General features: G+C 33.1%; 12 protein-coding genes, 3 tRNA genes and 1 pseudogene. 2 read left to right on the top strand and 14 right to left on the bottom strand.

Features of this window, described 5'->3' with window-relative positions; all coding sequences use genetic code 11:
* Window positions 1-16: 16 nt before the first annotated feature.
* Entirely contained in the window at window positions 17-691 is a 675-nt protein-coding gene (locus G6CMJM_RS01285) for an HNH endonuclease family protein (protein ID WP_129718677.1), read from the top strand.
* Here G6CMJM_RS01285 and G6CMJM_RS03190 read toward each other — a convergent pair.
* The 3 genes and pseudogenes from G6CMJM_RS03190 to G6CMJM_RS01270 all read right to left on the bottom strand — a co-directional run bounded on the left by G6CMJM_RS03190 (window position 688) and on the right by G6CMJM_RS01270 (window position 3,826).
* Complete coding sequence (locus tag G6CMJM_RS03190; protein WP_165302659.1) at window positions 688-1,632, bottom strand: ribonuclease HII; 945 nt, start codon at window positions 1,630-1,632, stop codon at window positions 688-690. The two genes, G6CMJM_RS01285 and G6CMJM_RS03190, sit on opposite strands and share 4 nt — an antisense overlap.
* 154 nt (window positions 1,633-1,786) lie before the next feature.
* A pseudogene (gene rplS / locus G6CMJM_RS01275) lies at window positions 1,787-2,125 on the bottom strand (50S ribosomal protein L19); the annotation flags it as partial.
* Between the two features lie 72 nt (window positions 2,126-2,197).
* Window positions 2,198-3,826: a GspE/PulE family protein gene (locus tag G6CMJM_RS01270; protein WP_129718675.1), complete on the bottom strand. Its 1,629-nt coding sequence runs from the start codon at window positions 3,824-3,826 to the stop codon at window positions 2,198-2,200.
* A 74-nt stretch (window positions 3,827-3,900) separates the two neighbouring features.
* Between G6CMJM_RS01270 and G6CMJM_RS01265 the strand changes: the two genes are divergently transcribed.
* On the top strand, window positions 3,901-4,404 hold the full coding sequence (locus G6CMJM_RS01265; RefSeq protein ID WP_129718674.1) for a TrmH family RNA methyltransferase: 504 nt from the start codon (window positions 3,901-3,903) through the stop codon (window positions 4,402-4,404).
* A gap of 5 nt (window positions 4,405-4,409) precedes the next feature.
* On the opposite strand, the gene ligA is transcribed toward G6CMJM_RS01265, so the two are convergent.
* From ligA to G6CMJM_RS01210, 11 genes are all read right to left on the bottom strand, one after another.
* A complete protein-coding gene (gene ligA / locus G6CMJM_RS01260; RefSeq protein ID WP_129718673.1) occupies window positions 4,410-6,428 on the bottom strand; it encodes an NAD-dependent DNA ligase LigA in 2,019 nt (672 codons plus the stop codon).
* Window positions 6,412-7,506: a hypothetical protein gene (locus G6CMJM_RS01255; RefSeq protein WP_129718672.1), complete on the bottom strand. Its 1,095-nt coding sequence runs from the start codon at window positions 7,504-7,506 to the stop codon at window positions 6,412-6,414. Before G6CMJM_RS01255 ends, ligA begins: the two co-directional genes overlap by 17 nt.
* Before the next feature lie 10 nt (window positions 7,507-7,516).
* Complete coding sequence (locus G6CMJM_RS01250; protein ID WP_129718671.1) at window positions 7,517-8,389, bottom strand: M48 family metalloprotease; 873 nt, start codon at window positions 8,387-8,389, stop codon at window positions 7,517-7,519.
* A gap of 64 nt (window positions 8,390-8,453) precedes the next feature.
* Window positions 8,454-9,026, bottom strand: coding sequence for a LemA family protein (locus G6CMJM_RS01245; protein ID WP_129718670.1), 573 nt, complete (start codon window positions 9,024-9,026; stop codon window positions 8,454-8,456).
* Between the two features lie 31 nt (window positions 9,027-9,057).
* Window positions 9,058-9,145: transfer RNA gene (locus tag G6CMJM_RS01240), tRNA-Leu, on the bottom strand.
* A 56-nt stretch (window positions 9,146-9,201) separates the two neighbouring features.
* The gene (locus tag G6CMJM_RS01235) at window positions 9,202-9,495 is read right to left on the bottom strand and encodes a hypothetical protein (RefSeq protein WP_129718669.1); all 294 of its coding nucleotides are present in this window, start codon (window positions 9,493-9,495) and stop codon (window positions 9,202-9,204) included.
* A gap of 24 nt (window positions 9,496-9,519) precedes the next feature.
* Window positions 9,520-9,593, bottom strand: a tRNA-Cys gene (locus G6CMJM_RS01230).
* A 67-nt stretch (window positions 9,594-9,660) separates the two neighbouring features.
* Window positions 9,661-10,950: a histidine--tRNA ligase gene (gene hisS / locus G6CMJM_RS01225; protein ID WP_129718668.1), complete on the bottom strand. Its 1,290-nt coding sequence runs from the start codon at window positions 10,948-10,950 to the stop codon at window positions 9,661-9,663.
* Window positions 10,951-11,054: 104 nt separating this feature from the next.
* A tRNA-Phe gene (locus G6CMJM_RS01220) sits at window positions 11,055-11,130 on the bottom strand.
* A 49-nt stretch (window positions 11,131-11,179) separates the two neighbouring features.
* Window positions 11,180-11,704, bottom strand: a complete 525-nt coding sequence (locus G6CMJM_RS01215; RefSeq protein ID WP_165302657.1) for an NUDIX hydrolase — start codon at window positions 11,702-11,704, stop codon at window positions 11,180-11,182.
* Window positions 11,705-11,707: 3 nt separating this feature from the next.
* Window positions 11,708-13,015, bottom strand: a complete 1,308-nt coding sequence (locus tag G6CMJM_RS01210; protein WP_129718666.1) for a Mur ligase family protein — start codon at window positions 13,013-13,015, stop codon at window positions 11,708-11,710.
* Between the last annotated feature and the right edge of the window lie 52 nt (window positions 13,016-13,067).

Here is a 13,067-nt window from a genome sequence, read left to right as displayed (position 1 = left end):
TTATTATATTTTAATCATGAGCAAAAAGCAAAATTATTTTACTAACCGGAAAATAGTATTTTATATCTTTTTAGCTATACTATCCTGCACCTATATTTTTTCTCATGAAAAAATGTGGATATCTACTAGAAATATTAGCTCGACTAACAATGAAATATTTCAGGAATTAAATAAACTAGAAGTTAAGGATAAAGACCCAAAGATTAACTATAAGCGAGAGAATTTCGGCAAAGGCTGGCAAATAGATGAAAATGGATGTAATACAAGAAATAGAATCTTAAAAAGAGACTTAAAAGATACTACAGAAGATAAAGCTTGCAAAATAATTACTGGAAAATTATTAGACCCATATACTAATGAAGAGAAATATTTTGATAAAAATAAAGACGCTTCCTCAGTGCAAATAGACCACGTAGTAGCCTTATCTGATGCATGGCAAAAAGGTGCTCAAAAAATATCACTAGAAAAAAGAATAGAGCTAGCTAATGATCCATTAAACCTACTTGCTGTAGATGGGGCTAAAAATAAGCAAAAGGGTGATAGTGATGCTTCTCAGTGGCTTCCACCAAATAAGAAATTTCAGTGTCAATATATATCAAGGCAAGTTAAAGTGAAATATAAATACGCCTTATGGGTTACTGCAGCAGAAAAAGAAGCTATGAATAGGGTACTGAGCACCTGCGAGAACTAATTAATATCTAAAATTTGTTTAATTTCAAAATCTGAACCTTCAACTACTGCCCCTATAAAATTTATATCATAATCTAAATATTCTTTATGACTATTTAAGAATATGGTTGCAGAGTATTTAACCTGATCTATTTTCTTTTTTGTTAGCGATGAAATTCCACCTCCATATAGCTGATTTTTACGATATTTAACTTCTGTAAAATAAATATTCTTCTTATAAATAGATACTATATCAATTTCACATTCCCTTGTTTTAAAATTACGTGCTATAATTTTATGCCTCTTAATATTCTTAAGGTAGTTAGCTACTTTATTTTCAGCTATATCTCCTATATATTTACTACTGCTAGTAGATATAGTTTTTATTTTAGCTACAGGCTTAAAACTTAACCTATGATATTCGCTAACCCCTTTTTCTTCTATTAACTGAAGGTGTTTTTTAGTACCATACCCAACATGATCAACAAAAGAATATTCACTATTACTAATACTCTCCATATATTCATCTCTAGCTACTTTTGCCAGTATTGAAGCAGCAGAAACACTCTTTATTAATAAATCAGCTTTCTTAAGTGTTGATGTTATATTCTCTAAATCAGTACCGGCTAAAAAATTAACATTTCCATCAATAATTATCTCTTTAATTTCTATATTTTTGTCTATACATTTCTTTTGGACTTCTCCCACAGCTCTCTTAGTAGCTAATCGTAAAGACTCGCTGAGTCCCACTCTATCCAATTCTTTATTATCAACCCAGCCAAGACCAAATACAGCATTACTTTCTTTAATTTTTTCGGCTAACTCTTTTCTCTTCTTTTTTGTTAACTTCTTTGAGTCAGTAAGCCCCTCAATAATAGCACCATTCAATAAACAAGCACCCACAACCAATGGGCCAGCCCATGCGCCCCTACCAACTTCATCAATTCCTAGAATATAAGACATATATTTTATATTAACATAAAATTTTACACTAAAAAACCACCGTCAAATGGTGGTTTTTTAGGACTTAAGCCTCTTCTTTTACTTCTTCTTTTGTTTCTTCTGAAACAACTTTTTTAGCTAAAGTGTTAACAGCTTCACGATCGAAAGCTACTGGTTTTAGACGAGCGCTTTTACCACTTCTATTTCTTAAGAATGATAGATAGTTGCGACGTACTTTAGCTCGTCTTACTATTTCAATTTTTTCTACTAATGGGCTATGTAGTAAGAATGATTTCTCTACACCTACACCACTAGCAATCTTTCTTACAGTAATTCTAGCTGTATGTGATTTTTTACGGTCAGTTCTAATAACAACACCTTCAAAAATCTGTATACGCTCTTTATTACCTTCTTTAATTTTTTGGTGAACACGTACAGTATCTCCGCTTTTTACATCTAAAACAGCGTCTTTCTTCTGTGTGTCATTTACTTTTTTGATTAGCTCAAAACTCATATTTTACTCACTTTTAAATTTATTATAAACAATCAAGTGTTATTATATCATACTTTTTACTTATTGTGAAGACTAAATAACCCTATTTACTTCCTCTAAAGTAGTATCCCCTCTTAAAGCTGCTATAACACCCTGTTGCACTAATGTTAATAGTCCATCTTGTCGAGCTTGTTTTTCTATAGCTTCTGTTGATATAGCTCCTCGCTCACCTCTTAAGAAAGCGGCAATATTATCATTTACTACCATCATCTCCATGACAACCATACGACCCTTGTAACCAAAAGGGCTATCGGCCGTAACTACTGGACGCCATAATTTAAAATCACCAGTAATATCTTGAGGCAATTTATCTTTAGGAACTCCATCCAGCACCCTTCTTACCCATGCTTTAGTCGCCTCATCTGGCCTATATTCTTTTTTATTTTCATCTAGCTTACGAACTAATCGCTGCGCTATAAGTAACCTAATAGCACTGGAGAATATAGGGTTCATTCCGATCATGTCAATCATACGAGAGAAAGCTGCCGAGGTTGAATTAGCGTGGAAGCTAGACAGCACCAAGTGACCCGTAATTGAAGCTTGAATGGCAGTACGAGCTGTGTCGTTATCACGGATCTCACCGACCATCACTACGTCAGGGTCAAGACGAAGAACAGACCTTAACCCATCGGCAAAAGATTGACCAGCAGTAGTATCAATAGGGATTTGTGAAATACCACCAATTCCGTATTCAATAGGGTCTTCCAGTGTAATTATTTTTTTATCTAAAGTATTTAAAGCATTAAGCATTGAATATAGAGTAGTAGATTTACCAGAACCAGTTGGACCAACCATTAAAACCATTCCGCGAGGATGAGAAATAATTTCGTCAATCTCTGCTCGCTCTTTTGGTGCAATACCTAATAAGTCAAGTTGTAACATACTTTCATCAAAGTTAAATAAACGGAGAACTGCATCCATACCATACATAGTAGGCACCGTCTCAACACGTAAATTTAATAGGTGTGAAGAGCCGTCACGATAAATATCTTTCTGGATATGTCCAGATTGAGAACTTTTAGCAGCACTAGAAACGCCAGCCCTAGATGACAGCTCGCCCATAATAACACGGTACCTATCCCTACCTAGCTCAGCAACAGGGTGTAAAGCTCCGTCTACACGCATACGGATTCTTATTACCTGCCTTTGGTTTTCAATATGGATGTCACTGGCACCTAACCGATCTGCCTGATCTATAAGATAATCAAATACTTGATCGCTGGCAACAGTAGCTAAAGTTTGCGAAACTTGCTTTAAAGTCTCGCTATCCCCTTCTCCGGCAATCTCAATATCATCATAAATAATCTGCTTCGGTGGATCGTAGCGATACATAATCTTTTTCCAGGCTACATCAGATATAAGATATATTTCCAAGGCCTTACCAGACTCTGCATATTTTTTCCTTAACTTTTGCACTACAGATCTGGGAGTTTGACTAGTAATTAACACTCTCCAAGGTTTATAAGAATCTTCATCCCCAACTTCTAAAGGAGCCAAAAAACCTGCATACATTTGTTCGATAGTAAATACATCCCTAGCAAGCGGGAAAGTATCCTCAAAACTACGAGCATCTATATAATTTAATCCTAAAATTTCAGCTCTTTTTTCAGCAGCAGCTTCTTCTTGATCGCGTCTACGTTGTTGAATCTTATTCTCATCCATTAATCTAATTTTAACATAATCACTTTATGTATTCAATTTAGAATACAGCAATTAATTATGATAAACTATAGGGTATGAAAGAAGTAGTAGTCTTAGCACACAATATACGATCAACCCATAATATAGGGTCTATTTTTCGTACGTGTGAAGGTTTAGGAGTAAAAAAAATATTTTGTTCAGGATATACGCCTTTTCCTACTTTTCAAGGCGATAAAAGATTGCCTCATATTGCAGATAAACTCACTCGACAGATAGCAAAAACTTCTTTAGGCGCAGAAAAAATTGTTCCATTCTTAGCCATCCAAGATATTACTGAAATTATTAATAAATTAAAAAAAGATGGCTTTGATATTATAGCCTTAGAACAAACCCCTAATTCTGTAATATTGCCAAAATTAAAAACTAACCCAAATCAAAAAATAGCCTTACTTCTAGGTGAAGAGGTTCATGGCATAACACAAAATCTATTAAAAGAATGTGATTATAGCATAGAAATACCAATGTTTGGACAAAAGGAAAGCTTTAATGTATCGGTGGCTACCGGAATAGCCTTATATAAAATAATTTGTGATAGCTAATTATTTTATAGAAAATTAGCTCGAAATTTATCCTCATCTATAATGGCAACTGAATATTTTTGTGCTTTAGCTAATTTTGAAGATCCTACTTTAGCACCAATCACTAAATAATCCGTATCTTTAGTAATTGTTTTTTGGAATTCTCCCCCATTCTCAACTATTTGTTTAGCAAATTCTTCTCTAGAAATATCTTTAAGAGTTCCTGTTATAACTATTTTTTTACCTGCTAAACTACCTTGTTTATTTTCTTGAGAAAAACTCTTCACTACCACCCCTAATTGTTCGAGCTTTTCTAATAATTCTATATTTTCCTGTTCAGAAAACCATGCCAATATACTTTCCGTAGCTTTTTCCCCAATACCTTTTATATTAATAATCTCGTCATAGCTAGCTTTTTTTATTTTTTCTATTGTTTCAAATTCTTTTGCGAATAGTTTAGCAGTTTCATTACCTATATATCGCACACCTAAAGAAGCTAAGAATCTTTCCAGGGTAGGATTTTTAGACTTTTCTATTGCATTTATTAAATTGTTAGCTGATATTTCACCAAATCTTTCTAATTTTAATATCTCTTCTTTTTTTAAGTCGTAAATATCACTTAATTCTTTAACAAGGCCACTATCAACTAATGCATTCACATTCTTTTCGCCAAGCCCTTCAATATCCAATCCTGATTTAGATGCATAAAATATAATATTTTTTTTCAATAGAATTGAAGAATCACTATTTTTTAGTCTATAAACAACTTCACCTTTGGGGCGATAAAACTCTTCGTTAGGGAATTTATTTTTTAATTCCTCTTCAAAATTAAACTTTTTTTCTTTCCCATTTCTAAATTCAAATAATACTTTTGATATTTTTGGAATAATATCTCCAGCTTTATAAACTACAACAGTATCACCTATTCTTACGTCTAACCTATCAATTTCATCACTGTTATGTAGGCTAGCATGTTTGACGGTAGTTCCAGCTAATTGCACTGGCTCAAAAACAGCAACTGGTGTTGTAGCTCCAGTTCTACCAATAGATATTATTATATCCTCAACTACAGCAGTAGCTTCTTCTGGCGCATATTTAAATGCTATGGCTCCTCTTGGTTGCTTACCTACAATTCCAAGGTTATCAAAAATATTTCTATCATTAATTTTTACTACAAGGCCGTCCGTATTAAAATCTAATTCTTTACGTCTTTCTGACCAGTATTCAATAAAATCTACAACCTCTTTAACAGAACTAATTTTAGAAGCTTGCCTGTTACGTTCAAAACCTATAGACGTTAACATATTGTACGCTACCTCATTCGTTCTAATTTCATCTTTATTTTCTCTTAAAATATCATAAGCGATGAATCTTAATGGCCTCTTTGAGGCTATTTTTGGATCAAGCTGTCGAATAGTTCCTGCAGCTAAATTACGTGGGTTGGCGAAAGGTGTTTCACCCTGTAATAATCTACTATCATTAATTTTTTCAAAATCTTTTTTTAATATAACTATTTCACCTCTTATTTCAGTTCTTCCAGATTTCAAAAAACTATATTCATTATCATTAAAAAAGAAAGGTATGTTTTTAATAGTTCGTACATTACTAGTAACATCTTCGCCAATAAACGAGTCACCTCTTGTGACTGCCTGTTGGAATTCTCCGTCTTGATATATTAAAGAACAAGCAAGTCCATCCATTTTAATATCAGCAAAAAAAACTGGCTCAATAGATTTATTTATTTTTAAAATTCTCTCAAACCATTGTGTAACTTCACTATAGTTAAAAACATCGTTCAAACTAAGCATTCTTGAACTATGAGCAACCTTATTGAATCCGCCACTAATAGCATTGCCCACACGCCTAGATGGAGAATTCGGTGAAATTATTTCAGGATTTTTCTCTTCTATTTTTTTAAGCTCACTAAAAAGAGAGTCGTAAATAGCATCAGAAACACTTGGTTTATCTAATGTATGGTATTCAAAAGAGTACTGATTTAAAATTTGTACTAAATATTTATATCGATCTTTATAATTTTCTGTCATAATCAATTATTTTACGATATAAAGTATAAACATAAACACCAAAAAATACAATTGAGAAAGCTGTAACTACTAGCATAGAACCCTGAATTATAGGAATATATTTAAACCATTCCATAACGCCATTCAATTTTCCTGCAATAATAATTATAGGTATCACTATTATTGCCCATATTAATGCAATTATGAATAAAGCCCAAAATACTCGTTTAAATATCATCATTCTACGCTGAGATATCATATCGCCAGATATCTTTAATGCTTGAAAAGGATAAATTCCTGGATTAGTACACATAATCATAGCAAATATAGATCCCATAATCCAATACGCCGAAATAGTCGCTAATAACCCTATAGCCCCCATAAACACCATTTGTTCAACACCGCTACCTGCCAGAAAACTAGTTGTTTTAGCTGCACTAGCAATAATAGTAGCTAAAAATAATGGTATAGCCTGTACTACTATTACTATTACTATTACTGCTAGTGGTATAATTGGTCCACCACAAGAGTATAAAGCATCTTTTGCACTAATTTTTTTCCTACCAGCAAAAATATCCCTACACATTTGCACTACTGCAAGCCATGTAAATAAAACTATCATAAACATTGTTAATTGTTGAGAAGGGTTTGGCGATTGGACTAAACCTCCTGTGGAAAAAGTAGAGAAAACTATTAAACCAGCCTTACCTATTTCGCCCCATCCCCCACTAAACAATTTACCATCACCAGTAGTAGATATTACTGTCTGTAAACTATTAATAAAATTCTGATCTAGTATTCCTATTAGAAAAATATTAAAAAATACAATAGTTCCAACTAAATAGGCAAAGGCCTTTTTATGATTTAGGATAATGGAAAAAATTTGTTTAGTGAATTTCCAATAGCCACCAAGGTCAACAGGCCTTGCATAATCTCTTTTCCTACTTATTCTAAAACTACGGTGTGGTCTTCTTTTTTTATAATCTCTCCATCTTTGCAGAATATTTTTTCTAATAAAAATTCTGGCAACAATCCAATAATAATATAACAGTCCTATCTGCTCTTTATTTGAGCTAAGTTTCTTTTTCTTGAATAACATAGTAAGAAAATTAGAACCTCGCACTATTATCTTTTAATCGCTGAATCCTCTTTTCAATAGGTGGGTGTGTTGCGAAAAGAGAATTAAGTACACTTTTTTTAAGTGGATTATTAATATAAAGGCTAGCAGTAGTTGAATTTTGCTTTTGCATCGGTGCTCCATATTTTTGTAATTTATCTAAAGCAGATATTAAACCATCTGGATATCTAGTTAACATCACAGCCGTAGCATCTGCTAAATATTCACGCTCTCTAGATATCGCCATTCTTACTATAAGAGCTAATATGGGCGCTACTATAGCTGCCACAAGCCCACCTACAAACATAGCAGGGCTACGTTCTTCTTTGTCGCTACTATAAAATGTAATGCGTAAAATAATATCAGCTATAAACCCTATAGCAGCAGTTAAAGCTACTGCAGCCATAGATACTCTAATATCATAATTCTTAATATGTCCAACTTCATGGGCAATAACACCTTCTAGTTCAGCCTTATCCATAATTTCTAATAGCCCAGTAGTAACACAAATAATTGCGTTTTCAGGCTTAGTTCCAGCAGCAAAGGCATTAGGAGCATTATCGTTAATAATATAAACTTTAGGCATTGGTAAACCTGCAGTCACAGTTATAGTGTCCACAGCAGCGTATAGTTCTGGAGCCATAGATCTAGAAATTTCAGTAGCTCCAGCCATCTTAATTACCATTTTAGTAGCAACAACATAATCAATTAATGCATAAACTAGTGTTACTACTAAAGTTATCCAAAATATAGATAATTCTTTAAATTCCCACGCAAAAAACAGTCCAATTCCTGAAATAATTGCTATAAATACTGTAAAAATAATTACTGTATTGCGTTTATTTTTAGAAATTGAACTGTACATATAAGATTATAAGCCCTTACGAAAAATTTAAATTTATAAATTTATATATTTAATGCTAAATAATTTAGAATTTAACTTCTGGAGCGTTTTCAACTGCTGTACGATCTTGAACTTCGAAATAATCACGTTTTTCAAAACCTAATTTACGTGCAAAAATATTAGTTGGGAAAGTTTTAATTTTTACATTCAAATCACGTGCTCCACCATTATAAAACCTTCTTGCACCTTGAATTTTATCTTCAATCTCTTGCAATTGTCTTTGTAGGGTGGCAAAATTTTCATTAGCTTTTAACTCTGGGTAAGATTCACTTAACATCATTAATCTACCTAGAGCTTGGCTTAATTCACCTTCAGCTTCTGCGGCTTGTTTAACATTATTTCCAGCACTTAGCATTCTAGATCGAGCGTCAGATACATTAGCGAATACCTCACTTTCATGTTCGGCATAACCTTTAACAGTAGAAACTACATTAGGAATTAAATCTGCACGGTATTTTAATTGAACTTCAATGTCGCTCCATGCCTCATTAACTCTTTCATTTAGATGCACCAAACCATTATAAACAGTTAATACATATACGCCCACAAACAATAGTAGACCTGCAATAATTATTATAGCTATTAACCATGCTGGCATTTTTTCAAATTCTCCTTATAAAAAAATTATTTGGTGCGCAAGGCGGGAATCGAACCCGCACGACTGTTTAGGTCAAGGGATTTTAAGTCCCTCGCGTCTACCAATTCCGCCACTCGCGCGTACTTATTATTATACGCACCTTGTTAAATAAAATCAAGGTGCGTTTTTTACTTTTTTATTCCTCAGTTTTATCTAAAATTGGAGCAATCAATGCTACAAAACCAGTACCAGCCAAAACAACAAGAGCAGTAGATATAGACTTTGCTACAGTTTCACCAGCTTCAATCCAAATAGCAGTTACTGCTATAGCAAGTAGAACTACTACTGTAATAAGCATAATCCAAAAACAAACTGAGCGTATAGCTAAAACTGTTTTGCTGTATTTACGAGGCTCTCTAGCTATTTGTACTATATTGCCTGTTTTATCTTTCCGTATTGGAGTTAGATTCTTTACTTCATTATTTTCCATATTTTATCCTTCATTTTTATACTTTGGAGGCACCTACCGGATTTGAACCGGTGTACACGGTTTTGCAGACCGCTGCGTAACCACTCCGCCAAGGCGCCAGTTAATATGATACAATACTAAAATTATATCATATACATTTTAAAAGTTCAAAGAGCATAAACGTAATTAAATATCTGCCATGTCAACATACTCACCTGTTGACATATTCTTAAATTTAAATATGCTATCTTGAAGTTCTTTCTCACCAATTAACATTGCAAATTCAACTCCTTTTTTGTCTGCAATTTTGAAAGCTTTTTTAGCGTTAACCGGCTCTAATAATACTTCCACATTCTTTCCTTTGCGTCTAATTTCCGAAGCAATAGAATATGCTTTAATAAGCTCCTTCTTCCCCATTGGCATAATTAAATATTTTGCAGTAGTTTTACTATTGAAATTCAATAGTCCTAACTCTCTTAGTGTCCAGAAAAGACGAGTAAGACCAATTGAAGCACCCACGCCCATTAATTTTTCTTTACTATAATATCCACATAGATTATCGTATCTACCACCACTAGCTATAGAACCTATCTGCTTAAAATCATTTAAGCTTGTTTCAAAAACGGTACCAGTATAATAATCTAACCCTCTGACTATCAACATATCAAAACAAATATTTTTTGCATCAACCCCCATATTCAATAATGTAGATCCTAAAGCCTCTAGCTCATTTATACCTAATAGGAACTGTTCATTATTTATAATATTGGCTATATCTTTAAGCTTTATTAATACGTTATCAATATCACCTCGGCAATTTATGAATTTTTTGATGATTTCTATTTTATCACCTAATTCTAAATTATTTGCCTGATCCTCAAATTCAGTTGGGGTAATTTTTTCAGCTCTATCTATTAAAGCCATTATTTCATCTGCTTTATCACCAAGTTTTAGACCACTGATTATTCCACTTATTAAATTCCTATTACTAATACGTAAGGTAAAATCACCAAAAGATAATTCCTTAAATATACTGTAAATAACAGCTATAACTTCAGCATCATAATTTACAGACATTTTTTCCTTACAAATAATATCAATATCACATTGATAAAATTCCCTAAATCGTCCTCGTTGTGCCCGTTCCCCTCTGTAAACTTTACCTATTTGACTTCTTTTAAACGGAAAAAGCAACTGTCCTAAATTATTGGCTGTATAGCGTGCCGTAGGGACAGTTAAATCAAACCTTAAGCTAAGGTCGTTATCACCTTTTTTGAATCGGTATATTTGTTTTTCTGTTTCCCCGCCAGCTTTAGCTAACAATGTCTCAGTACGTTCAATAATAGGGGTATCTATACTAACAAAACCAAATTGTGAATGATGTTTTTTTATAACATTAAGTATTCTATTAAATTCAATCTGTTCTTCAGGTAATAATTCCATCATACCTGGCAATGGTTTTGTATTGATTTTCATAAAAATATGATAACATTACAGCTTTACTTTTTCAAACTAACACAAGTTAAATAAATATAAAATAAAAAAATAGCTCCCATTGGAACTATTTTAAATAAACTAATTGGTGGCTCCTCCCAGACTTGAACTGGGGACACAAGGCTCTTCAGGCCTCTGCTCTACCAACTGAGCTAAAGAGCCACGTGCTAGAAATTATATATTAATTTATGTTTTTTTTCAAGTAACTTTTTTATTTAAATATTTTATAGATGATTTGTTTTATTAGCTTTTTATCATCCATGAAGCTACTAGATTCCAATTCCACCATTTCTATTAGCTCTTTTTTGCTAATTATTTTAGCCTCTCCAACTTCTTTAGGCATGATCTTAATATTAACATTGCTTAAATCAATATCATAAGAAAAAACTGACATAAACCTTCTTTTATTTTTATTTGTGGTAATAAAAATTTTATCAATAAATACTAACTTATCCTCTTTTATTTTTATACCTAATTCTTCCTCAGTCTCTCTTGCTGCAGCTTGTTCATAAGTTTCACCAACTTGGACGTGTCCAGCAGCTGAAGAAAACTGCCACTTATTAGCATATGTTTCTTTAAAGGCAGATCTACGCTGAATCAACACTAAGCCATTAGACGAATCAACTAGAATTACCGCTACTGTGCGATATATATCTCCTTTAGTTTTATCAAATTTAGCCTTATCTATAGACCCTATCTGTTGATCATTTTCATTAACTATAGGTATAATTTCCACTATTTAAACCTCGTCATCTTCAATATTGGTAAAACTTTCAAAAAATTCCCTCTTTATAGTTTGCCAATTTTTATCTTGTCTTACTAATTTTTCAGCATCCGATTGATCTTTTAAAAGTATTTTGACTGTTTCCTCTAGATATACATTACCTTGTGAGCCCTTACATAATATTAATGCCCCTTTTTGCATATTGCTACGCACAAAAATTCCAGCATCAATAGCATTTTTAGCTTCATGTACCTGACAACCCCTTTGTCTAGCTATAGGAGCTATATACTTAGAGGCATCATCACCCACAGTAACAACCCAATCCGTTAAGGATCCATCACATAATAATCCAATTTTTTGATGTTCGGCAGCCGATAATTCACCAAGCTCATTCATACTGCCAAGAACTAAGATTCTAGATGGAGCATTAATCTTGTAAAAAGTATTTAAAGAAGCTTCTACGGCTGCTGGGCTAGCATTATAAGTATCATCAATTAATACACTCTCATCTACTCCAGCTAATATATTCATTCTACCACTTACTGGGCTAATTTTAGAAAGACCACTCACTATCTCATTGGCAGTTAGTCCCATTTTAGAGGCTACAGCAATAGCACCTGCTATAGGGCGTAAGGAATGCTCTCCAAATACCTTAACATTAGCAGGAAACGAACCTAGCTCTAATGATTTAACTTCACCAATATAACCAACATTAATATTAAAATCGTGAGGGATAAATTCATATTGATTATTACCACCAGTGCCATAATAGTTTGTAATATAATTTTTAACTTTCTCGGTAAATTCCAATCTAACATCATTAATGTTAATCAATGATGATTTAGCAAATTTAACGACCTCTAATTCTTCATCAGCAACTGCTTCAATACTACCGAAAAATTCCATATGCTCAGGAGTTATAGCAGTAACTAATGCAATATCTGGCAATAAATATTCACCAAATTTTGCAATATCCCCAGGATGGTCTGTTCCTAATTCCTGAATTATCACTTCAGGCTCTTCAGCTGAAGATGAATTAATTCTTCTTCTAGCTGCTTTAAATACTCTATGCCACTGCCAAAAGCTGCGTGGATTACCTGGATAATTAATACCTAAAATAGCTAGGGGTGCGGAAAGGTGTGTATTATGGTTACCCTCATGCAACCTAACTTTATATCTTTCACTAAGGACTGTTGCTACCGCTAACTTGGTGCTTGTTTTTCCTACAGATCCAGCAACGGCCACTAATTTTATATTGGGGTGTTTTTCAAAATACCTTTTAACGTATTTTTCCAACTTATTTGTAATACTTTTTTTGAACATAATTTCCTTTACATTATAATATATAGCTATAACTCTTATCAAGCTATAGCTA

It is taken from the genome of Candidatus Nanogingivalis gingivitcus, from assembly GCF_004151455.1.
Taxonomy (GTDB): Bacteria; Patescibacteriota; Saccharimonadia; order Saccharimonadales; family Saccharimonadaceae; genus Nanogingivalis; species Nanogingivalis gingivitcus.
The sequence above is the reverse complement of the archived record's forward strand: the minus strand, read 5'-3'. Positions and strand labels throughout refer to the sequence as shown.